The organism is Streptomyces sp. NPDC094143, assembly GCF_040303825.1.
Lineage (GTDB): Bacteria > Actinomycetota > Actinomycetes > Streptomycetales > Streptomycetaceae > Streptomyces.
The window spans coordinates 103,745-125,050 of sequence record NZ_JBEOTZ010000022.1 but is presented as its reverse complement, the minus strand read 5'-3'; the positions used below and the strand labels follow the sequence as shown (position 1 = coordinate 125,050).

The following is a 21,306-nucleotide window of genomic DNA, read 5'->3' as shown; positions in this document are numbered from 1 at the left end:
GGCCTACAGTGCCGGGATGAGCATGACGCCCCCACCCGGCTGGTATCCGGACCCGCACGCACCGCACCTGCGGCGCTGGTGGGACGGCACGGCCTGGACCGAGCACCGCCGCACGCCCGAGGCCCCCACCGTCCCGGTGCCCACGCCTCCGGGCGGCGGCACCGGACGGGCCAGGACCGTCGCCCTGGTCGCGGCGGGGGCCGTCCTGGTCGCGGCGATCGTCACCGGAGCGGCGGTCCTCGGCAGCGGCGACGACGGCGGGGCGGAGACCAGGACGGCCCCGACGTCCACCACCTCCGCCGCGCCCGAACCGCCGGAGCCGACCCCCGAGGAGTCCACCTCCCAGCCGTCCGCGGACGACCCCTCGGTCGTCGAGGACCAGCTCAACGGCGTCACCTTCCCGCTCCTCGACGGCTGGGTCCGCCCCCGGCACGTCGCCCAGGACGACGTCGTCATGACCACGGACGGCACGTACGACTGCCCCGGCGACGGCGCCGTCTGCCGCCACGGCCTGGTCGTCTCCCGCACCGTGACCGCGAACGACGAGACCTCCCCCGAGGCCCTGGCCAAGGCGGACATCTCCGACGCGGCCGAGGACGCCTTCGACCGCGACGCGATCGGCCAGAAGCCCTACGGGGGCATGGAGTCCCACGAGCTCGTCAAGTCCGGGCCGGTCGCGGTGGCGGGCCGTGCCGGGTACTTCGTGCGCTGGCGCGTGCACACCGCCGAGGGCCCGGGCGGCTACGTCCAGTCGCTCGTCTTCCCCTCCAGCGTCGGCACCGAGTCGCCGGTCCTCGTCCGGTACGTCTTCGACGCGGGCGCGGACGGGCCGCCGCTCGCCGACATGGACCGCATCACCAAGGGCATCCGCCCGGTCGGTGACGCGGGCACCGGCGGCGGCGTGGGCAGCAGCATCGGCCCGACGGACTGACGAGGCAGCCGGCTAGAGGAACGTCTGCCCCTCGCCGCGGTAGGTCGGCACGGTCGCCGTCACCGCGTCGCCCTCGACCAGGTGCAGCGCCTCGAACCGCTCGCACAGCTCACCGGCCTTCGCGTGCCGGAACCACACCTTGTCGCCGATCAGCAGATCGTCGGCGGGCGAGCCGAGCAGCGGCGTCTGCACCTCACCGGCCCCCTCCTGCGGGTCGTAGCGCAGCCCCTCGGGCAGGTACGGCACGGGCGACCGGTCGGGCCCGGCCGCACCGGACGCGGGATACCCGCCGCCGAGCACCGTCACGACCCCGACCCCCGGCCGCCGCACCACGGGCTGCGCGAACAGGGCGGCCGGCCTGCCGCGGAACGAGGTGTAGTTGTCGAACAGCCGCGGCACGTACAGCCCCGAACCGGCCGCGATCTCGGTGACGGCGTCCTCGGCCGCCGTGTGCTGCACCGACCCGGTGCCCCCGCCGTTGACGAACTCCAGCCCCGGCACCACGGCCCGCACCGCGCGCACCACCTCCGCGCGCCGCTCGGCCAGTTCGCGCCTGGCGGCGGCCTGCATCAGCCGGACGGCACGCGAGCGCAACGGCCGCCCCGCCACGGCGTCCCCGACCCCGGCGACATGCCCCTCGTACGCCATGATCCCCACGACCTCGAAGCCCGGCCGCCGGGCCACCGCGCGGGCCACGTCGGCGACTTCGGCGGGGGAGTGCAGCGGCGAGCGCCGGGCCCCGATCCGCACCCGCCCGCCCAGCAGCCGGAGCGAGGTGTCCAACTCCAGGCACACCCGCACGACTTCGCGCCCGCCGCCCCGGGAGGCGTCGATCAGGTCCAGCTGCGCCACGTCGTCGACCATGACGGTCACGGCGGCGGCGAGCTTGGGGTCACCGGCGAGCTCGGCGTACGCGGCGCGGTCGGCGGACGGGTAGGCGAGCAGCACGTCCTCGAACCCCGACCGGGCGAGCCACAGCGACTCGGTGAGCGTGAACGACATGATCCCCGCGAAGCCGTCCCGGGCCAGGACGCGTTCCAGCAGCGCCCGGCACCGCACGGACTTGCTGGCGACCCGGACGGGCTTGCCCCCGGCACGGCGGACCAGGTCCTCGGCGTTGGCGTCGAAGGCGTCCAGGTCCACGATCGCGAGAGGGGCGTCCAGATGGGCGGTGGCCCGGTCGTAACGGGCCCGGTCGGCGGCGCGCGCAGTCATGAACGCAGCCTGCCAGACCGGATTACCGCAGGGTAGGGGGACGTTCCGGGCAGATGCCCCGGGCTCGCGGACTGGTTCCCGTTCGCCCCGGGACAAGCCGTAGAGTGACGCGCACGTACGGCGGACGACGCCGGCCGCTCAGCCGTGCCGGGATGACGCTCCGTCCGCACGGGTATGTGTGCCCGGACGCGTCGGTGCCGGGCCTCGGGCGGAACGACACCGGCCCGCGCGCGCAGCGGCCCGGGCCGGGGAAACGGGGGGTGCATGAGCACGGAAGCGCGACGCGCCTCCTTCCCCCCACGCCCCGCGCGTCCACCGGCACCTGCGGAGGCCCCGTCGGCCGCGTCCGGCCCGCAGGGCTCCGGATCCTTCGCCCCCGGCGACGCGCCGACGCCGGACGGCACCGGTCACGGCCCGGACGGTACGGCGAGCTCCGCCGAGGACGGCACCTCCAACGACCGCCGCCCGTACGGCCCCCGCTTCCCCAGCCTCGGCGCGACGGCGCCCCGGCGCGACGAACCGACATCGCCTCCGCCGCCCCGCGCGTCGTCCCGCTTCCCGGACACGCCGCCCCGCCCGGAGGACGACCGCGGCCCCGCCCCCGAGACACCCACCCGTCCCTTCCGCCTGACCGCACGAGGCGGCACGCAGCCGCCGTCCGGCACGTCACCGCAGGAGACCAGCACCTCACCGCGCCCGGCCGAGGGCGGCCGTGCGGGGTCGGCTGACGGGTCCCAGCGTGCGACTGAGGGCGGTCGTGGAGGCGCGGTTCATGGGTCCGCGCGTGCGGCTGAGGGCGGTCCTGCCGGGAGTTCGTCCGAGGTGGCTGGTGGGTGGTCGCGTGCGGCCGAGGGCGGCCGTGCCGAAGCCTCGTCAGAGGCGGCTGGTGGGTCGTCGCCTTCCGGCGAGGGCGGCCCTGCCGGGGGTTTCTCCGAGGCGGGTGCCGCGTCGCGGCGTTTCGCCCCTCCCGGCCGTGCCGACGCCTCTGCCGGGAGCTCGGCGGCCGCGACCGGCCGGCCGTTCCGGCTGCCCCCTCCCCGCCCCGCCCGGGCCTCCGGCGAGTACCCGTCCGAATCCACGGCCCGTACGCGCCCGGGCGCCGGGGACCCGCTCGCCACCGACTCCGCCGGATCCTCCGGTCGTCCAGGTCGGCAGGGCACGCCCGCCACACCCCGGACGCCGGCGGACCGTTCCGGTTCCGTCCGCTCCGACATCCCGCCGCGCCCGACGCACGAGCCGAGGCCCGGCGCCGACGGCAACGCCGGTCCCGGCAGGGACGTCTGTGCCGGCACGGAAACCGGTGCCGCGTCCGCCACCGCCCGGGGGACGCGCCTGCCCGCGCCCCCCGCCGAGCGAGCCGCACCCGCAGGCCCCACCGACCGGCCGCGCGGCGCCGCCCCCACCCGGCAGTCCCGGCCGCCCGCCGACCGGCCCCACCACGCGACCCCTCCGGCGCCCGCCGACCGGCCCCACCACGCGACCCCTCCGGCGTCCGTCGACCGGCCCCGCGGCGCCGCCCCGACGCGGCGGCCGGCCCCGCCCGTCCCCACCGAGCCACCGCGCGGCACCATGCACCCCCAGTGGTCCGTCCAGCGGCCCACCCCGCCCGTTCCGGCCCACCGCCCGGCTCCCGGCACCCCGCCGGCCACGGACACGAGCCCCGTCTCGCCCGACCCCGCGCTCTCCTGGAGCGCTCCCCTCAGCCCCGGCGGTGCTCCGGGCGCCACGCGCCCCCGCGTGTCGTTCGGGCAGCCCGAGGGGTACGACGGGGCCGCCCGGCCCAGGCCGATCGGGCGGCGGGGGGCGTCGCAGGCCGCCGCTGCCGCCGTCTGCCTGGTGCTCGGGCTGGGGCTGATGTCGGGCGCGGTCACCGGGAGCTGGCTCGTCGGGGACTCCGGCGAGGAGGGCGCGCGCAGCACGTTCAGCGCCGCCGGCAGCCTTTGGCACAGCGTCCCGGTCGACCAGTTGTTCCCCCGCACCGTGCAGGGCCGCGGCGCCGGCCCCGGCGGCGCCGACCGCACCTGGACCCGGATAGCCGTCGCCCCGGACAGCGGTTGCAAGGACGCCTTCGACCCCCTGCTCCGCAAGGCCCTCGCCCCCGTCGGCTGCGAACGCCTGCTGCGCGCCACCTACACCGACGCCACCGAGAGTTACGTGACCACCGTGGGCCTGCTCTTCACCACGGCCGACGCCCCGGCCATGACCTCCCTCGCGAACCGTTTCCGCAAAGAGCGCCTGGACCGCCGCAGCGACCTGATGCCCCTGCCGTACGCCGCGAAGGACACCCCCGCCGCGGACTTCGCGGCCGAGCAGCGCGCCTCCTGGACCGTCTCGGTGCTCACCGAGGCCCCGGTCGTCGTCTACGCCGTCTCCGGCTGGGCCGACGGCCGTACGGTCGACGACCCCCAGCCCGCCGGGGACGCCATGGGGCCGGGCGCCACCACCGCCCCCGCCCAGGCCGGCCTCGGACACGAGGCCCAGGGCCTCGCCGACCGCGTCGAACGCGACCTCCGCAAGAACGTCCGCTCGGCCACGGAGCAGCCGTCGTGAAAGCCCTCACCTCCCGCGCGGGCGGGCTCCTGAGCGTGCTCCTCGCCGCAGGCCTCACCCTGGTCCCGGCCGCCACCGCCCACGCCGACGGCATCCGAGCCCAGCAGTGGGCCCTGGAGGCCATGCACACCACGCAGGCCTGGCAGACCACGAAGGGCGCGGGCGTCACCGTCGCCGTCCTGGACACCGGCGTCGAGGCCGACCACCCCGACCTGGCCGGCAACGTCCTGCCCGGCAAGGACCTGGTCGGCTTCGGAGCCGAGCCCGGCGACCGCGCCTGGGCCCGCCACGGCACCGCCATGGCCGGCATCATCGCCGGGCACGGACACGGCCCGGGCAACGCCGACGGCGTCCTCGGCATCGCCCCCGAGGCGAAGATCCTGCCCGTGCGCGTGATCCTGGAGGACGGCGACCCCTCCCGCGCCAAGGCCCGCAACACCCGCGGCAACGCCCTCGCCGAGGGCATCCGCTGGGCCGCCGACCACGGCGCCGACGTCATCAACCTCTCCCTCGGCGACGACTCCGCCTCCGCCCACCCGGAACCCACCGAGGACCAGGCGATCCAGTACGCCCTGAAGAAGGGCGTGGTCGTCGTCGCCTCCGCCGGGAACGGCGGCGAGAAGGGCGACCGCATCTCCTACCCGGCCGCCTACCCGGGCGTCATCGCCGCCACCGCCGTCGACCGCGCCGGCACCCGCGCCTCCTTCTCCACCCGCCGCTGGTACGCCACCGTCAGCGCCCCCGGCGTCGACGTCGTCATCGCCGACCCGGACCACAAGTACTACGAGGGCTGGGGCACCAGCGCCGCCGCCGCCTTCGTCTCCGGCGCCGCCGCCCTGGTCAAGGCCGCCCACCCGGGCCTGACCCCGGCCCAGATCAAGACGCTCCTGGAGGACACCGCCCGCAACGCCCCCGTCGACGGCCGCGACGACTCGCGCGGCTTCGGCTTCGTCGACCCGGCCGCCGCCATCAGGGCCGCCGCCCGCCTGAAGCCCGAGGGCCTGCAGTCGGCGTCCTACGGTGAGAAGTACTTCGGCAGCGGCCCGGACGCCGCCTCCTCCGGCGACGGCACCGCCGACTGGGCCGCCCCCCTCGCGGGCGGCGCGGGCGGCGTGCTGCTGGTCGCGGCGGTCGTCCTGTGGCGCGGCCGGCGCACGGGCCACCAGGACTTCTGAGCCGCTGCCCGGCGCCTGCCACCCGGCCGATAGGCTCGACGACCGTGGCGAACAAGAACATCCCCGACCCCGGCTTCTCCGACGACGACGGCTCCGCCGACCCCCGGCTGAGCGCGGCCCTCGCCGCCTGGTCCCAGGACCGCACCGCCGTCGGACCCGTGCTGGAGGCCCTCAGGGGCGCCCGGCTGCTGGTCCCCGTCGTGGCCGTGCTCGGCGAGGTCGAGGAGGACGAGCGGGGACTGCGCCGCGAGAAGACCAGCGAGATGGCCGTACCGACCCTCAAGGCCGGCGGTCGCACCGCCCTGCCCGCCTTCACCTCCACGGACTCCCTCGCCCGCTGGGACCCCGGGGCGCGCCCCGTCGCCGTACCGCTGCACCAGGCGCTGCAGGCCGCCGCGCACGAGAAGGCCGACACGATCGTGCTGGACCTGGCCGGGCCCGTGCCGTTCGAGCTCACCGGCCCCGCCCTGCTCGCCCTGGCGGAGGGCCGCGCCACCACCGACCCGCTCGCCGACCCGGCCGTCGTCGCGGCCGTACGCGAGGCCGTGGCCGCCGAGCCCGCCGTGCTGCGCGCTCATCTCGGCCCCGGCCAGGCCGACGGCACCCTGGCCCTGGTCCTGGACCCGTCCGCGGCCCCGGCCACAGCCGCGCGGGCCGTCGCCGGGCGCCTGGCCGCCGACGAAACACTCAGGGCCCGCCTGGTGCGCGGCCTCGACCTGGCACTGCTGCCGGCCGAGGCGACGCCCCCGGGCGAGCCCCTCTTCGTACGCTGAACCGCTAGCCGTAGACCGGGCCCGTGTACTTCTCGCCCGGGCCCTGGCCCGGCTCGTCCGGGACGAGCGAGGCCTCGCGGAACGCCAGCTGGAGCGACTTCAGGCCGTCGCGCAGGGGGGCCGCGTGGAAGGAGCTGATCTCGGTCGTGGACGCGTCCAGCAGACCGGCCAGCGCGTGCACCAGCTTGCGGGCCTCGTCGAGGTCCTTGTGCTTGTCGCCCTCCTCGGTCAGACCGAGCTTCACGGCGGCCGCGCTCATCAGGTTGACGGCGACCGTCACGATCACCTCGACCGCCGGGACCTCGGCGATGTCGCGGGCCATGGCGTCGAAGTCGGGGGACTCAGGAGGGGTCTCACTCATGCCCCACACGATAGGCGCACGAGGGGAGCGTGCCGCACCAGGGCCCGCGGCGTCTGAATTAGCCCTTCCTGGCCAATGCTGGTAACCTCGTGTAACGACCGGTCGGACACGTATGCCTCACAGCCCGCGCGCCCGGCCCACAAGTGGAGGCTTTCGAACTCCCACCCGACCACCCCCAGGGCGGCGGGTCACCGGTCAGACGGTTCCGTCCCAGCGGCGGCGATCCGTCCGAAAGCGCGCCCCGCGGATCCCGCGGCGGTGCTCCGGTAGTTCGAGGAGCCCCGCCTGGGAATCGTCCGGGGCATTTTTTGTGCTTCGGCGCGGTTAGGTCTAACGAACAGAGACGTTACGCGGCCGTCCGCCAGACCGTCGCGTGGTGCTACCGAGGAGGATCCATCAGCGCCGAGCCCCGCATCAACGACCGGATTCGCGTTCCCGAGGTGCGACTTGTCGGTCCCAGTGGCGAGCAGGTGGGCATCGTCCCCCTGGCCAAGGCACTGGAGCTTGCGCAGGAGTACGACCTGGACCTGGTCGAGGTCGCGGCGAACGCCCGTCCGCCCGTGTGCAAGCTCATGGACTACGGGAAGTTCAAGTACGAGTCGGCCATGAAGGCCCGTGAGGCGCGCAAGAACCAGGCGCACACGGTCATCAAGGAGATGAAGCTCCGGCCGAAGATCGACCCGCACGACTATGACACCAAGAAGGGTCACGTCGTTCGGTTCCTCAAGCAGGGCGACAAGGTCAAGATCACGATCATGTTCCGTGGTCGCGAGCAGTCCCGGCCCGAGCTGGGCTACCGGCTGCTGCAGCGTCTCGCGGAGGACGTGGCCGACCTCGGGTTCGTGGAGTCGAACCCGAAGCAGGACGGCCGCAACATGATCATGGTCCTCGGTCCGCACAAGAAGAAGACCGAGGCGATGGCCGAGGCTCGCCAGGCGCAGGAAGCCCGCAAGGCGGAAGCGAAGGCCAACCCCGGCAAGTCGCAGAACGCCGCGGACGCCGAGGCGTCGGCCGAGGAGCCGGCCGAGGAGCCCGCCGAGGAGCCCGCCGAGGCGTGACCCCCGGGACCCCGGTCCCAGGAAGCAACCGAAACAAGACGACGCTCCACCGTGCCCGGTTTCGCGACCGGGCACCGGAGCGCCACCGACGAGGAGAGAACGGCGCTATGCCGAAGAACAAGTCGCACAGCGGTGCCAGCAAGCGCTTCAAGATCACCGGCTCCGGCAAGGTGCTCCGCGAGCGCGCCGGCAAGCGCCACCTGCTCGAGCACAAGTCGTCCCGTGTGACGCGTCGCCTCACCGGCAACGCCGAGATGGCCCCGGGCGACGCCGCGAAGATCAAGAAGCTTCTCGGCAAGTGACGCCCGGCGCGTGAGCGCCGCACGTCAGGACCGGGACCCAATCGAATTCGGGCCGTGTGAGGATCACCGCGGCCCCGCTACAAGGAGTTAAGAAGTGGCACGCGTCAAGCGGGCAGTCAACGCCCACAAGAAGCGCCGGGCGATCCTCGAGCAGGCCTCCGGCTACCGCGGTCAGCGTTCGCGCCTGTACCGCAAGGCCAAGGAGCAGGTCACCCACTCGCTGGTCTACAACTACAACGACCGCAAGAAGCGCAAGGGTGACTTCCGCCAGCTGTGGATCCAGCGCATCAACGCCGCTGCCCGCGCCAACGGCATGACCTACAACCGCTTCATCCAGGGTCTGAAGGCCGCCAACGTCGAGGTCGACCGCAAGATCCTGGCCGAGCTGGCCGTCAACGACGCCGGTGCGTTCGCCGCGCTCGTCGAGGTCGCCCAGAAGGCGCTGCCGAGCGACGTCAACGCCCCCAAGGCGGCCTGACGCCGGCTTCGAGCCGATGTGACTGACAGGACCCGCAGGCCGAACGGCCTGCGGGTCCTGCTGTGCAGCTACCGAGAAAGCGAACAGGATGTCCCCTGCCACCCCCGAGCTCATCTCCCCCCGCTCCGCCCGCGTCCTGGCGGCACGCCGGCTGGCCAAGCGGAACTTCCGGGGGAAGGAGCGGCTGTTCCTCGCGGAGGGACCGCAGGCCGTGCGGGAGGCGGCCGGGCACCGGGCCGGGGGCGAGGCCACGCTCGTCGAGCTGTTCGTGACGCCGGAGACCGCCGACCGGTACGCCGACATCGTCGGGGCCGCCCGGGACGCCGGAGCGCGGGTGCACCTGGCCGCCGAGCAGGTCATCGCCGACATCTCCACCACCGTCACCCCGCAGGGACTCGTCGGTATCTGCCGGTTCCTGGACACGCCGTTCGAGGAGGTCCTCGCGGCCCGTCCGCGGCTCGTCGCCCTCCTCGCCAACGTCCGCGACCCCGGCAACGCGGGCACCGTGCTGCGCTGCGCCGACGCCGCCGGCGCGGAGGCGGTCGTCCTCACCGACGCCTCCGTCGACGTGTACAACCCCAAGGCCGTCCGCGCCTCCGTCGGCTCCCTGTTCCACCTTCCCGTCGCCGTCGGCGTCCCCGTGGAGCGGGCCGTCGAGGCGCTGCGCGCCGCCGGTGTCCGCGTCCTCGCCGCCGACGGGGCGGGCGACCGAGACCTCGACGACGAACTCGACAAGGGCACCATGGGCGGGCCCACCGCCTGGGTCTTCGGCAACGAGGCCTGGGGCCTGCCGCAGGAGACCCGCGCCCTCACCGACGCCGTCGTACGCGTCCCGATCCACGGGAAGGCCGAGAGCCTGAACCTCGCCACCGCCGCCGCCGTATGTCTCTATGCGTCGGCGCGTGCACAGCGCGCCCCCGGAGGGTGCCGCTCCGTCACCGGGAACTAGTAGGGTGACCAGCTCAGGGACCCTCCGCGGAGCCTGAGAGGTGGGGTACGGGGATGAGCGTCGGCACGAGCAGCGCACCGGGAGCACGGGACGCCGGGAGCCCGCCCGCCGCGACCCGGCCGTCCGGTGATCTCGCCGGCCTCGGCATCGACCCCGACCAGCTGCCCGACGGGCTCGTCGTCGCGGACGAGCAGGGCCGCGTCATCTGCTTCAACGCCGCCGCCGAGCGCATCACCGCCGTCCGCGCCCGCGACGCCCTCGGGCAGAGCCTGGAGAAGGCCCTGCCGTTAGAGGACCTCGAAGGGCGCCGCTGGTGGCAGCTGACCGACCCCTACGGCGGCCTCGCCATCCGGATCGGACAGCCCGAGCGCAACCTCCTGCTGCCCGGCGGACGCGAGGTGCTGGTCTCCGCGCGCTACGTCCGCACCCACCCCACCGGACCCGTGCGGCGCCTGATCGTCACCCTGCGCGACACCGAGGCCCGCCGCCGCACCGAGCGCAGCCATGCCGAGCTGATCGCCACCGTCGCCCACGAGCTGCGCTCCCCGCTGACCTCCGTCAAGGGCTTCACCGCCACGCTGCTGGCCAAGTGGGAACGGTTCACCGACGACCAGAAGCGGCTGATGCTGGAGACCGTCGACGCCGACGCCGACCGGGTCACCCGGCTCATCGCCGAGCTGCTCGACATCTCCCGCATCGACTCCGGCCGCCTGGAGCTGCGCCGCCAGCCCGTCGACATCGGCGCCGCCGTCGGACGGCACATCCAGGCCTACGTCGCCGCCGGGCAGCCCGCCGACCGCTTCCTGCTGCGCGTCCAGCAGCCGCTGCCCGATCTGTGGGCCGACCCGGACAAGATCGATCAGGTGCTCAGCAACCTGCTGGAAAATGCCGTGCGGCACGGCGAGGGAACTGTCACGATCGACGTCACGGCCACGGCGTCCTCCCGCGAGGGCGAGCCCGCCGAGTACGCAGCCACGTCGGTCACGGTGAGCGACGAGGGGCCCGGCATCCCGGAGGAGTCCATGAACCGCGTCTTCACCCGCTTCTGGCGGGGCAGCAAGCGCGGTGGCACGGGCCTCGGGCTCTACATCGTCAAGGGCATCGTCGAGGCCCACGGCGGTACCATCACGGTCGGCCGCGCCCCCGGCGCCGGCGCCGAGTTCCGATTTACGTTGCCCGTGGCGGCCCCGGCGTATCTCGCCTGAGGCCCACGGGCGCATTCGTACACCTCCACCCCGTTAGACTCGGCCCCTGGCACCTTTGTGTCCCGCAGACGGCCGTCGGAGCCGGTGACGGGGACCTTCAGCCTCGGGGCACCTCCCAGCGACAGCTGGGGGACAATCGGAAGCACGGGAAGAGATGTCGGCACCGAATAAGTCGTACGACCCGGTCGAGGTCGAGACGTTGAAACCGGAAGAGATCGAGCGCATGCGGGACGAGGCGCTCGCCGCCTTCGCCGCCGCGGACTCCCTCGACGCGCTCCACGAGGCCAAGGTCGCCCACACTGGCCCCGCCTCGCCGCTGGCCCTCGCCAACCGCGAGATCGGCGCCCTGCCCCCGCACGCCAAGGCCGAGGCCGGTAAGCGCGTCGGCCAGGCCCGCGGCGCCGTCAACAAGGGGCTCGCCGCGCGCCAGGCCGAGCTGGAGGCCGAGCGGGACGCGCGCGTGCTCGTCGAGGAGGCGGTGGACGTCACACTGCCCTACGACCGCGTACCGTCCGGCGCCCGCCACCCGCTCACCACCATGATGGAGCGGGTCGCCGACGTCTTCGTGGCCATGGGTTACGAGGTCGCCGAGGGGCCGGAGGCCGAGGCGGAGTGGTTCAACTTCGACGCGCTCAACTTCCTGCCCGACCACCCGGCCCGGCAGATGCAGGACACCTTCTTCGTGCAGGGCCCCAAGGGCACCGAGGAGTCCGGCTCCGGCGTCGTGCTGCGCACGCACACCTCCCCGGTGCAGGCGCGCGCCCTGCTCGACCGTGAGCTGCCGGTCTACATCGTCTGCCCCGGCCGGGTGTTCCGCACCGACGAGCTGGACGCCACGCACACGCCGGTCTTCCACCAGATCGAGCTGCTCGCGGTGGACGAGGGCCTGACGATGGCCGACCTCAAGGGCACCCTGGACCACATGGTGCGGTCGCTGTTCGGCGCGGACATGAAGACCCGGCTGCGGCCGAACTACTTCCCGTTCACCGAGCCCAGCGCCGAGATGGACATGCTCTGCTACGTCTGCAAGGGCGAGTCCGTCGGCAATCCCGACCGTTCCTGCCGCACCTGCTCGTCCGAGGGCTGGATCGAGCTCGGCGGCTGCGGCATGGTCAACCCCCGCGTGCTGCGGGCCTGCGGTGTCGACCCGGAGAAGTACAGCGGCTTCGCCTTCGGGTTCGGCATCGAGCGGATGCTGATGTTCCGCCACAACGTCGAGGACATGCGAGACATGGTCGAGGGTGACGTCCGGTTCACCCGGCCGTTCGGGATGGAGATCTGATGCGGGTCCCGCTTTCTTGGCTGCGGGAGTACGTCGACCTGCCGGCGACGGAGACCGGCCGGGACGTCCAGGCCAAGCTCATTTCGGCCGGTCTGGAGGTCGAGACCGTCGAGCAGCTCGGCGCCGACCTCAAGGGCCCGCTGGTCGTCGGCCAGGTGCTGACCATCGAGGAACTGACGGAGTTCAAGAAGCCGATCCGCTTCTGCACCGTCGACGTCGGCCAGGCCAACGGCACCGGCGAGCCCCAGGAGATCGTCTGCGGCGCCCGCAACTTCGCCGTCGGCGACAAGGTCGTCGTGGCCCTGCCCGGCTCCGTCCTGCCCGGTGACTTCCAGATCGCCGAGCGCAAGACCTACGGCAAGATGTCGCGCGGCATGATCTGCTCCAGCGACGAGCTGAACATGGGCGACGACGGCACCAAGGGCATCATCGTGCTGCCGCCGGAGACCGAGGTCGGCAAGGACGCCGTCGAGCTGCTGGAACTGGTCGACGAGGTCCTCGACATCGCCGTCACGCCCGACCGCGGCTACTGCCTGTCCATCCGCGGCGTCGCCCGCGAGACCGCCATCGCCTACGGCCTGCCGCTGCGCGACCCGGCGCTGATCGACGTGCCCGGCCCGAACGCGTACGGCTACCCGGTGCGGATCTCCGACCCGACCGGCTGTGACCGCTTCACTGCCCGCACGGTCACCGGCCTGAGCGCCGAGGCCCGCTCGCCGATCTGGCTCCAGCGCCGGCTGCAGAAGGTCGGCATGCGCCCGATCTCGCTCGCCGTCGACGTCACCAACTACGTGATGATGGAGCTCGGCCAGCCGTTGCACGCCTACGACCGGTCCCTGGTCCAGGGGACCATCGGTGTGCGCCGGGCCGAGCCGGGCGAGAAGCTCACCACCCTCGACGGCGTGGAGCGCACGCTGGACGCCGAGGACCTGGTGATCACCGACGACCGCGGCCCCATCGGCCTCGCCGGTGTCATGGGCGGCGCCGACACGGAGATCGCCGACCACGACGACACCGAGAACGCCACCGCGGACGTCGTCATCGAGGCGGCGCACTTCGACGCGGTGTCCATCGCGCGCACGGCCCGCCGGCACAAGCTGTCCTCCGAGGCGTCCCGGCGCTTCGAGCGCGGCGTCGACCCGCAGGCCGCCGCCGCTGCCGCGCAGCGCACGGTCGACCTGCTGGTCCTCCTCGCCGGCGGCACCGCCGAGGCCGGCGTCACCGAGGTCCTCGCGCCGAGCGCGCCGCGCACCATCACCATCCCGGCCGACCACCCGGACAAGGTCGCGGGCGTCGCCTACGGCCGCGAGACGGTCGTCCGGCGGCTGCAGGAGATCGGCTGCGACGTGTACGGGCAGGACGAACTCCTCGTCACCGTGCCGTCCTGGCGGCCCGACCTGACCGACCCGAACGACCTGGCCGAAGAGGTCATCCGGCTGGAGGGCTACGAGAACCTGCCCTCCACGCTGCCCAAGCCGCCGGCCGGCCTCGGCCTGACGGACCGGCAGCGGCTGCACCGCCGCGTCGGCCGCGCCCTGGCCGGCGCCGGCTACGTCGAGGCGCTGAACTACCCCTTCATCGGCGAGCCGGTCTTCGACCAGCTCGGCCTGGAGAAGGACGACCCGGCCCGCCGCGTCGTGAAGCTCAGCAACCCGCTCAGCGACGAGGAGCCCGCGCTGCGCACGACGCTGCTGCCGGGCCTGCTCGCCGCGCTGCGCCGCAACGACGGCCGGGGCTCGCACGACCTCGCGCTGTTCGAGTCCGGCCTGGTCTTCCGGCCGCGCGAGGAGCAGCGCATCGCCGCCGTGCTGCCCGTCGACCGCCGCCCGACCGACGAGGAACTCGCCGAGCTGAACGCGGCACTGCCCGAGCAGCCGCGGCACGTCGCCGTCGTGCTCGCCGGTGCGCGCGAGCAGGCCGGCTGGTGGGGCAAGGGCCGTCCGGCGGACTGGGCCGACGCCGTCGAGGCGGCGCGGTCCGTCGCCCGTGAGGCCGGTGCCGAGCTGATCATTCGCAAGGGCCAGTACGGGCCGTGGCACCCGGGGCGGTGCGCGGAGCTGGCCGTGACCGTGGACGGTGCCGAGCGGGTCGTGGGGCACGCCGGCGAGCTGCACCCGCGCGTGGTGAAGGCGCTGGGCCTGCCCGCGCGCACCTGTGCGATGGAGCTCGACCTGGACGCGGTGGAGTCGGCGGGCGACGCCACGGTGGGGGCACCGCGGATCTCCACGTTCCCCGTCGCCACGCAGGATGTGGCCCTGGTCGTCGACGCGTTCGTGCCGGCGGCCGAGGTCGAGACGGCCCTGCGGGAGGGCGCCGGTGAGCTGCTGGAGTCGATCCGGCTGTTCGACGTGTACGAGAACGCCGAGCAGCTGGGCGAGGGCCGGAAGTCGCTCGCCTACGCGCTGCGGTTCCGGGCGGCCGACCGGACGCTGACCGTGGACGAGGCGTCCGCGGCCCGGGACGCGGCCGTCGCCCTCGCCGGTGAGCGCGTGGGGGCCGAGTTGCGGAGTTAGCGCCGTGGGGCTGGCTGTGCGGTGACGTCGGCTGCGGGTTCGTTGCGGCAGATCGCGCAGTTCCCCGTGCCCCTTGCGGGGCGGGTCACCTCACTCGTTCGAGTGGTAAAGGTGGGTGATCCCGCCTTTTCGGGTGGACTGTCCCACAGAATCGGACCGGCCTTCTCGGGCCGGTCCGATTCTGTGTGTCAGGGGCCTGATGGGGGGCCATCGGCATGATCCGCGTCAGGGGCCGGATGCGTTTCCTCGGACTGCCGACGGTGTGGGGCGCGGCGGCCGTCACGTACAAGCTGGCCTGCCCGCTCGCCCAGCAGGACGATCTTCCGGCGCGCATCCTCACCAGCGCCGTCTTCTTCGTGGTCGGCACCGGGCTGATCCTCCACGCGCGCCGGTCGCTGACGCGTGAGCTGCGGCAGCTGCGCCGGGTCGCGGGCGCCGCGCAGAACGCGCTGCTGCGTCCGCCGCCGTCCCACGTCGACGGGCTGGACGTCGCCGCCGCCCAGGTGTCGGCGGAGCGCGGTGCCGCGATCGGTGGCGACCTGTACGAGGTCGTCGCCACCGAGTACGGCGTCCGGGCCGTGATGGGAGACGTCCGCGGACACGGGATCGGAGCGCTCGGCACCGTCGCCGCCGTGCTCGGCTGCTTCCGTGAGGCGGTGCACGACGAAAAGGACCTCGGCGGAGTGCTGCGCCGGCTGGAGCGCGCCCTGGACCGGCACCTGCGTCAGGAGCACCCCACCGGTGACCTCGAGGAGTTCGTGACCCTGCTGCTGGTGGAGATCCGGCCCGACGGCGAGATCCTCGCGCTGAACTGCGGTCACCCGTGGCCGTACCGGCTCAGCGGCACCGAGGTGGAACAACTCGCCGCCGCAGACCCGTATCCGCCCCTGGGGATGTTCCCTCTGCCGGAAACCGACCTGCCCACCGTCGGCCTGGGGTGTCTGCGGCCCGGTGACGGCCTGTTCCTCCACACGGACGGGGCCCAGGACGCGCGGGACGGGCGTGGCCGGTTCTTCCCCCTGCCGGCCGTGCTGGAGAGCGCCGTACGGGACGGGCCGTCCTCGTCGCGGACCGTCCTCGGCCGGGTCTCCACCGCTCTCCGGCACCACACCCGGGGCGCACCACAGGACGACATGGCCCTGCTGGTCCTCACCAACGGCCGGCGCGCGATCCTCAAGGGCGCGGGGAGCCGCGCGGCCGGCCACGAGGGACCCGCACCCGGCAGCGCACCCGGGCGATAGCGACCCGGCCGGCGATGCCGTCCGCCCCGCCACGGAGTGTCGGGCAGGCGGCCGGGCGGACGGCGGAAGCGGGCCGCCGCACTGTGTGAGGGGGAGCCGGCGGCCCGGCCGGCCTCTTGCGAGGCATTTCAGTCAACCGGCCCGCCACGCAGAGCGACAGCGTGCACACAGTGCGGATTCGAGCACTCCGTTCACACCCCGTGTGAACGCGGAACCACTAATCTGTCCGCACCGAGCCACCCGGGGGGCCCACATGCAGCCCAACACTCTGCTGGACGCGATCCTTGACGAGGCGGGGATCTCGCACGCGGGGCTGGCCGCACACGTCAACCAGGCGGGACGGGCACGAGGTCTGTCCCTGCGTTACGAACACACCGCCGTCGCCCGGTGGCTGAAGGGGCAGCGCCCCCGGGGCCAGGTGCCCGACCTGATCTGCGAGGTGCTCGCCGCCCGGCTGCAGCGGCAGGTCACCCTCGACGACATCGGCCTCGGCGTGCCCGGCGAACCGTCCGCCCCGCACACCGGCTCGCTCTCCGGGTTCGTCGAACGGGCCACCGCCCTGTGGCGCTCCGACCAGCAGCAGCGCCCCCACATCCTGGACGCGCCCGCCCTCACGGGCACCCCCGCCGTGATGCCCGTGTGGGAGTGGGAGAACCCGCCCGAGGACGTCGACGTCTCCCGGGGCGGCAGACACCGGGTCACCCCGGGCGACCTGGAGATGCTGCGGGCGGCCCGCACCCACTACGAGCAGATGTACCGCAAGGCCGGGGGTATCGCGACGCGCGCCCGGATCGTCGGCTTCCTCAACGCCGAGGCCGCCCCGCTGCTGCGCGGCAGCTACACCGACGAGACCGGCCGCCAACTGCACCGGGCCACCGGCGGGTTGGTGGCGGTCGCCGGCATCTGCGCCTACGACTCCGACGCGCACGGGCTCGCCCAGCGCTACTTCCACCAGGCGCTGCGTCTCGCCAAGGCCAGCGGCGACCGGGGGCTCGGGGCGTACGTCATCGCCCTGCTGGTCAACCAGTCGCTGTTCATGCGGGAGTACCGGCAGGCGGTGGCCTTCGCGGAGGCCGCGCTGCGGGCGGCCGGCAAGCACATCACCCCGGCGCTCGCCTCCGACCTCTACGCGATGCAGGCCAAGGCGTACGCGCATCTCGGCGACGGCGGCAGCGCCCTGTCCCGCATCCGGCGCGCCGAGCAGGCCGCCGAGCGCATCCGGCGCGGTCACGAGCCCGACGAGACCGGCTATGTCCAGCCGGGCCTGGTCAACGTCCAGGTGGCGGAGGCGCTGCTCAGCCTCGGCGAGATCGCGGCCGCGGGGGAGCACGCCGCGGCGGCCGTCGACAACCCGGCGCACGACCGGGGGCGTGTGCACCGGCTCGCGATGCTCAGCACCATCGAGCTGCGGCAGGGCAACGCCGACAAGGCGGTCGCCATCGCCGTGCAGATGGCCGAGCAGGCCCGCGGCATGGAGTCCCAGCGGTTGCGCGACCGGCTGCGCGCGGTGCGCGAGCACCTGGTGCGCAGTGGGTGCGCCGGCACGACCGATGCCGCCGAACTCATCGACGGAGCCCTGCGCGTACCGTTGTAGATCCCGGGCTGCGTCGCCCGCCTGATCCCGCGCCGCTTCCTGTGCGCCTGCTGTCCCCACGTCCCTGCTGCGATATTGCCCCTTACCCGACGGAAGGTGGCAGAACCGTGCAGTGGACGAAACACAACGAACAAACTGTGTACGCAAACCGCTGGTTCAGCGTCAATCTCGCAGACGTCGAACTGCCGGACGGTCAGCACCTCGACCACTTCCTCATACGGCTGCGGCCGGTCGCCGTCGCCACGGTGGTCAACGGGGCCAACGAGGTGCTGCTGCTGTGGCGGCACCGCTTCATCACGGACAGCTGGGGGTGGGAACTCGCGGCGGGGGTCGTGGAGGACGGCGAGGACATCGCCCGCGCGGCCGCCAGGGAACTGGAGGAGGAGACCGGCTGGCGGCCGGGACCCCTGCACCACCTCATGAGCGTGGAGCCGTCCAACGGGCTCACCGACGCCCGGCACCACGTGTACTGGTCCGACGAGGGCGAGTACGTCGGGCACCCCGTGGACGACTTCGAGTCGGACCGCCGGGAATGGGTGCCCCTCAAACTCGTCCCCGACATGGTCGCCCGCGGCGAGGTCCCGGCCGCCAACATGGCGGCCGCGTTACTTCTGCTGCACCATCTCAGGCTCGGACAGGACCCGTTGCCCTGACCCGGTGTGGCCTACCGTCCGAACGCCTGCCAGATCGCCACGACGAGGGCACCCACGGCGGTGAGGGCGGCTACCGCGGGCAGCGGCCAGCGCGCGTGTTCCAGTGTGTGGATCCGGGTGTTGAGTTCCTCGATCTCCTTGGCGGTCTCCTGGGTGCGGTGACTGAGCAGTGCCAGGCCGCCCTCGACGCGGGCGCACGCCACATCGAGGCGGCGTCGTAACTCTGCGAGTTCTCCATGGACGACGGGATGCTCGGGATCGACGGTCACGAGTCCGCTCCTTTCCGTAGTCATGACACATCCCTGGTACGTGCACAGGAGTCAACTCCCCTGGTGGGTGCCTGGGGAGAGTGTGCGAGGGGCATATGCGAGCCCGGCCCGCACACGGTGTGTGAATGCTGCGGGCCCGGCACCAATCCGGCTGCCGGGCCCGCCGCTTGGCCGAAATCTGACCGTCCGTAATCGGCCTCCGAGGGTACCCGGGACGTCATGACGAAGTGGCAGAAGAACGCGGCGTACGCGCTGGCGCTCTACGCGGTCATGGCCGTGGTGATCCGGTACTCCTCCGGCGGTACGGGATGGGGCACGGCGCTGCTGGTGGCCCTCGTGGCCGCTCCGCTCGCCCTGTGGACGGGATGGCTGCGCGGCCGCCTGAACGAGCAGGCGGTGGAATGGGGACGCCGCCGCGTCCGGCCGTGGCCGGAGGAGCGGCGGCGTTGAGGTGCGGCGCGCGACCGGGCGGTCAGCCGTACGTGTAGAAGCCCGAACCCGTCTTGCGGCCGAGGCGGCCCGCGTCGACCATGCGCTGCAGCAGCGGGGGAGCGGCGTACAGCGGCTCCTTGTACTCCTCGTACATCGACTGCGCGACGGAGGCGACCGTGTCCAGGCCGATCAGGTCGGACAGCTTGAGCGGGCCCATCGGGTGGGCGCAGCCCATCTCCATGCCGTTGTCGATGTCCTCGCGGCTGGCGATGCCCGTCTCGAACATGCGGATCGCGGAGAGCAGGTACGGGATCAGCAGCGCGTTGACCACGAAGCCGGACCGGTCCTGCGCACGGATCGCGTGCTTGCCGAGCAGCTTCTCGGTGAACAGCTGGGCGCGGCTGATCGTGCCCTCGGACGTGGTGAGCGCCGGGATGAGCTCGACGAGCTTCTGCACCGGGGCCGGGTTGAAGAAGTGGACGCCGATGACCTGGTCCGGCCGCGAGGTCGCCACCGCCAGCTTCACCAGCGGGATCGAGGAGGTGTTGGAGGCCAGGATGGCGTCCGGCCGGGTCACGACCTGGTCGAGCACCTGGAAGATCTCGGTCTTGACCTGCTCGTTCTCGACGACCGCCTCGATCACCAGGTCGCGGTCGGCGAACTCGCCGAGGTCCGTGGTGAAGCTCAGGCGGGCCAGCGTGGCCTCCTGCTCCTCCTCGGTGATCTTGCCGCGCTCGGCGGCCTTGGCCAGGGAGGTGAACAGCCGGGTGCGGCCGATCTCCAGGGCTTCTCCGGTGGTCTCGGCGACCATGACGTCCAGGCCGGCCCGGGCGCACACCTCGGCGATCCCCGCGCCCATCTGACCGCAGCCCACGACTCCGACGCGTGCAATGTCTCCCGCTGGGGTGTCCGTCACATCGTCCCTTTCGCTGCTGATCCACGACCGGGCAGGCCGGCCGGGTCCCGGCGCCTGCTCCGTTCGTGCACGTTACCGCCAAGTATCGATGATCGATCGCGGGGGGCGGGTGCGGTTCGGGCATGCTGGGCGCGGAGCGATCCGCGACCGGGCGGATCCGCGGCATTTGGGGCATGCGCATGGGACGAGTCTCACGCAGGGCGTTCGCCGTGGCGGCGCTGTCGGCTTTCGCTATGACGCCCGCGGCATCGGCCGCCCCCGGGCGCAGGGGCGGCGCGCCGGTCCCCGAGATGCGGGGTGTGTGGCTGGCGACGGTGGCCAACCGGGACTGGCCGTCGAAGCCGGGGCTGACCGCGTCGCAGCAGCGCTCCGAGCTCCTCACCCACCTCGACACGGCCGTCCGCAACCGGCTCAACACCGTCGTCTTCCAGGTCCGGCCCACGGCCGACGCCCTGTGGCCCTCGCCGTACGAGCCGTGGTCGCAGTACCTCACCGGCACCCAGGGCAAGGACCCCGGCTGGGACCCGCTGGGCACTGCCGTGGAGGAAGCGCACGCCCGGGGCCTGGAACTGCACGCCTGGTTCAACCCCTACCGGGTCGCCGCCCACGCCGACCCGACCCGGCTCGCCGCCTCGCACCCGGCCCGCCGGAACCCCGACTGGGTGGTCGCCTACGGCGGGAAGCTCTTCTACGACCCGGGGCTGCCACAGGTCAGGGCCTTCGTCGAGGACGCGATGCTGGACGCCGTGGCGCGCTACCCCGTCGACGGGGTGCACTTCGACGACTACTTCTACCCCTACCCGGTGGCCGGGGAGACGTTCGACGACGACGCGGCCTACGAGGAGCACGGCGGCGGGTTCCCGGACCGGGCCGCGTGGCGGCGGGACAACATCGACCGGCTGGTGCGCGAGACCGCGGACCGCGTGAAGGAGACCCGGCCGGGCGTCCGCTTCGGGATCAGCCCCTTCGGCGTGTGGCGCAACGCCTCGACGGACCCGGCCGGTTCCGACAGCCGGGCCGGCGTGGAGACGTACGACGATCTGCACGCGGACACCCGGAAGTGGGTGCGCGAGGGCTGGATCGACTACATCGTCCCGCAGCTGTACTGGAACATCGGCTTCGCCGCCGCCGACTACGCCAAGCTGCTGCCCTGGTGGACGGAGGTGGCGCGCGGCAGCTCGACCCAGCTGTACGTGGGGGAGGCGCTGTACAAGGCCGGCGACCCCGCCCAGGCGGCGCCCTGGCAGGACCCGGCCGAACTGTCCCGGCACCTGGCGCTCGCCAAGGAGCACGCGCAGGTGCGCGGGCACGTGTTCTTCGGCGCCAGGGACGTGGCGGCCGACCGGACCGGGGCGATGGCGAGGGTGGTCGCCGACCACTACGGGCAACCGGCGGAGCCCCCGCGCTGA

20 protein-coding genes are annotated in these 21,306 nt (G+C 73.4%); 16 read left to right on the top strand and 4 right to left on the bottom strand.

Annotation, left to right across the window (positions count from 1 at the left end; translation table 11 throughout):
• Window positions 1–22: 22 nt before the first annotated feature.
• Complete coding sequence (locus ABTZ58_RS26045; protein ID WP_351361327.1) at window positions 23–931, top strand: DUF2510 domain-containing protein; 909 nt, start codon at window positions 23–25, stop codon at window positions 929–931.
• Between the two features lie 12 nt (window positions 932–943).
• Here the strand turns inward: ABTZ58_RS26045 and ABTZ58_RS26040 are convergent, their stop codons facing one another.
• Window positions 944–2,146: an amino acid deaminase/aldolase gene (locus ABTZ58_RS26040; protein WP_351361254.1), complete on the bottom strand. Its 1,203-nt coding sequence runs from the start codon at window positions 2,144–2,146 to the stop codon at window positions 944–946.
• Between the two features lie 1,569 nt (window positions 2,147–3,715).
• Here ABTZ58_RS26040 and ABTZ58_RS26035 point away from each other — a divergent pair.
• From ABTZ58_RS26035 to ABTZ58_RS26025, 3 genes are read left to right on the top strand one after another with little or no spacing between them, the layout of a single operon-like run.
• Window positions 3,716–4,696 (top strand): hypothetical protein, encoded by a 981-nt coding sequence (locus ABTZ58_RS26035; RefSeq protein WP_351361251.1) that lies wholly within the window; start codon window positions 3,716–3,718, stop codon window positions 4,694–4,696.
• A complete protein-coding gene (gene mycP / locus ABTZ58_RS26030; protein WP_351361248.1) occupies window positions 4,693–5,871 on the top strand; it encodes a type VII secretion-associated serine protease mycosin in 1,179 nt (392 codons plus the stop codon). The genes ABTZ58_RS26035 and mycP overlap by 4 nt, the downstream gene beginning before the upstream one ends.
• Before the next feature lie 44 nt (window positions 5,872–5,915).
• Window positions 5,916–6,644, top strand: a complete 729-nt coding sequence (locus ABTZ58_RS26025; protein WP_351361245.1) for an SseB family protein — start codon at window positions 5,916–5,918, stop codon at window positions 6,642–6,644.
• A gap of 4 nt (window positions 6,645–6,648) precedes the next feature.
• Here ABTZ58_RS26025 and ABTZ58_RS26020 read toward each other — a convergent pair whose 3' ends face one another.
• Complete coding sequence (locus ABTZ58_RS26020; RefSeq protein WP_086605687.1) at window positions 6,649–7,005, bottom strand: DUF1844 domain-containing protein; 357 nt, start codon at window positions 7,003–7,005, stop codon at window positions 6,649–6,651.
• Between the two features lie 395 nt (window positions 7,006–7,400).
• Here ABTZ58_RS26020 and infC point away from each other — a divergent pair, with 395 nt between their 5' ends.
• From infC to ABTZ58_RS25970, 10 genes are all read left to right on the top strand, one after another.
• On the top strand, window positions 7,401–8,063 hold the full coding sequence (gene infC, locus ABTZ58_RS26015; RefSeq protein ID WP_351361324.1) for a translation initiation factor IF-3: 663 nt from the start codon (window positions 7,401–7,403) through the stop codon (window positions 8,061–8,063).
• A gap of 107 nt (window positions 8,064–8,170) precedes the next feature.
• Window positions 8,171–8,365 (top strand): 50S ribosomal protein L35, encoded by a 195-nt coding sequence (rpmI, locus tag ABTZ58_RS26010; RefSeq protein ID WP_003977225.1) that lies wholly within the window; start codon window positions 8,171–8,173, stop codon window positions 8,363–8,365.
• 94 nt (window positions 8,366–8,459) lie between these two features.
• A complete protein-coding gene (rplT, locus tag ABTZ58_RS26005; RefSeq protein ID WP_003989074.1) occupies window positions 8,460–8,843 on the top strand; it encodes a 50S ribosomal protein L20 in 384 nt (127 codons plus the stop codon).
• Window positions 8,844–8,931: 88 nt separating this feature from the next.
• A complete protein-coding gene (locus tag ABTZ58_RS26000; RefSeq protein ID WP_351361241.1) occupies window positions 8,932–9,792 on the top strand; it encodes a TrmH family RNA methyltransferase in 861 nt (286 codons plus the stop codon).
• A 53-nt stretch (window positions 9,793–9,845) separates the two neighbouring features.
• Window positions 9,846–10,997, top strand: a complete 1,152-nt coding sequence (locus ABTZ58_RS25995; protein WP_351361238.1) for a sensor histidine kinase — start codon at window positions 9,846–9,848, stop codon at window positions 10,995–10,997.
• Window positions 10,998–11,151: 154 nt separating this feature from the next.
• Complete coding sequence (gene pheS, locus ABTZ58_RS25990) at window positions 11,152–12,279, top strand: phenylalanine--tRNA ligase subunit alpha (RefSeq protein ID WP_351361235.1); 1,128 nt, start codon at window positions 11,152–11,154, stop codon at window positions 12,277–12,279.
• Entirely contained in the window at window positions 12,279–14,792 is a 2,514-nt protein-coding gene (pheT, locus tag ABTZ58_RS25985; RefSeq protein ID WP_351361232.1) for a phenylalanine--tRNA ligase subunit beta, read from the top strand. The genes pheS and pheT overlap by 1 nt, the downstream gene beginning before the upstream one ends.
• Before the next feature lie 215 nt (window positions 14,793–15,007).
• Entirely contained in the window at window positions 15,008–16,033 is a 1,026-nt protein-coding gene (locus ABTZ58_RS25980) for a PP2C family protein-serine/threonine phosphatase (RefSeq protein ID WP_351361230.1), read from the top strand.
• A gap of 253 nt (window positions 16,034–16,286) precedes the next feature.
• Complete coding sequence (locus ABTZ58_RS25975) at window positions 16,287–17,627, top strand: NsdA family TPR-like regulatory protein (protein WP_351361227.1); 1,341 nt, start codon at window positions 16,287–16,289, stop codon at window positions 17,625–17,627.
• Between the two features lie 107 nt (window positions 17,628–17,734).
• Window positions 17,735–18,280, top strand: a complete 546-nt coding sequence (locus ABTZ58_RS25970) for an NUDIX hydrolase (protein ID WP_351361224.1) — start codon at window positions 17,735–17,737, stop codon at window positions 18,278–18,280.
• An 11-nt stretch (window positions 18,281–18,291) separates the two neighbouring features.
• Here ABTZ58_RS25970 and ABTZ58_RS25965 read toward each other — a convergent pair whose 3' ends face one another.
• On the bottom strand, window positions 18,292–18,549 hold the full coding sequence (locus tag ABTZ58_RS25965; protein WP_351361221.1) for a hypothetical protein: 258 nt from the start codon (window positions 18,547–18,549) through the stop codon (window positions 18,292–18,294).
• A 219-nt stretch (window positions 18,550–18,768) separates the two neighbouring features.
• On the opposite strand from ABTZ58_RS25965, the gene ABTZ58_RS25960 reads away from it, so the two are divergent.
• Complete coding sequence (locus tag ABTZ58_RS25960) at window positions 18,769–18,999, top strand: hypothetical protein (RefSeq protein WP_351361218.1); 231 nt, start codon at window positions 18,769–18,771, stop codon at window positions 18,997–18,999.
• A gap of 22 nt (window positions 19,000–19,021) precedes the next feature.
• Here ABTZ58_RS25960 and ABTZ58_RS25955 read toward each other — a convergent pair whose 3' ends face one another.
• Window positions 19,022–19,897 carry a 3-hydroxybutyryl-CoA dehydrogenase gene (locus ABTZ58_RS25955; protein ID WP_351361215.1) on the bottom strand — a complete coding sequence of 292 codons (876 nt, stop codon included), beginning with the start codon at window positions 19,895–19,897 and terminating at the stop codon, window positions 19,022–19,024.
• Window positions 19,898–20,130: 233 nt separating this feature from the next.
• Here ABTZ58_RS25955 and ABTZ58_RS25950 point away from each other — a divergent pair, with 233 nt between their 5' ends.
• On the top strand, window positions 20,131–21,306 hold the full coding sequence (locus ABTZ58_RS25950; RefSeq protein ID WP_351361212.1) for a glycoside hydrolase family 10-like protein: 1,176 nt from the start codon (window positions 20,131–20,133) through the stop codon (window positions 21,304–21,306).

What these genes read in the sequence shown, in the direction of transcription:
- pheT (WP_351361232.1), top strand. Translation starts at nt 12,279, where the DNA reads ATGCGGGTCCCGCTTTCTTGGCTGCGGGAGTACGTCGACCTGCCGGCG.
- ABTZ58_RS25960 (WP_351361218.1), top strand. Translation starts at nt 18,769, where the DNA reads ATGACGAAGTGGCAGAAGAACGCGGCGTACGCGCTGGCGCTCTACGCG.
- pheS (WP_351361235.1), top strand. Translation starts at nt 11,152, where the DNA reads ATGTCGGCACCGAATAAGTCGTACGACCCGGTCGAGGTCGAGACGTTG.
- ABTZ58_RS26020 (WP_086605687.1), bottom strand. Translation starts at nt 7,005, where the DNA reads ATGAGTGAGACCCCTCCTGAGTCCCCCGACTTCGACGCCATGGCCCGC.
- ABTZ58_RS25950 (WP_351361212.1), top strand. Translation starts at nt 20,131, where the DNA reads ATGACGCCCGCGGCATCGGCCGCCCCCGGGCGCAGGGGCGGCGCGCCG.
- ABTZ58_RS25980 (WP_351361230.1), top strand. Translation starts at nt 15,008, where the DNA reads ATGATCCGCGTCAGGGGCCGGATGCGTTTCCTCGGACTGCCGACGGTG.
- ABTZ58_RS25975 (WP_351361227.1), top strand. Translation starts at nt 16,287, where the DNA reads ATGCAGCCCAACACTCTGCTGGACGCGATCCTTGACGAGGCGGGGATC.
- rpmI (WP_003977225.1), top strand. Translation starts at nt 8,171, where the DNA reads ATGCCGAAGAACAAGTCGCACAGCGGTGCCAGCAAGCGCTTCAAGATC.
- ABTZ58_RS26000 (WP_351361241.1), top strand. Translation starts at nt 8,932, where the DNA reads ATGTCCCCTGCCACCCCCGAGCTCATCTCCCCCCGCTCCGCCCGCGTC.
- ABTZ58_RS26040 (WP_351361254.1), bottom strand. Translation starts at nt 2,146, where the DNA reads ATGACTGCGCGCGCCGCCGACCGGGCCCGTTACGACCGGGCCACCGCC.
- ABTZ58_RS25995 (WP_351361238.1), top strand. Translation starts at nt 9,846, where the DNA reads ATGAGCGTCGGCACGAGCAGCGCACCGGGAGCACGGGACGCCGGGAGC.
- ABTZ58_RS26035 (WP_351361251.1), top strand. Translation starts at nt 3,716, where the DNA reads ATGCACCCCCAGTGGTCCGTCCAGCGGCCCACCCCGCCCGTTCCGGCC.
- ABTZ58_RS26045 (WP_351361327.1), top strand. Translation starts at nt 23, where the DNA reads ATGACGCCCCCACCCGGCTGGTATCCGGACCCGCACGCACCGCACCTG.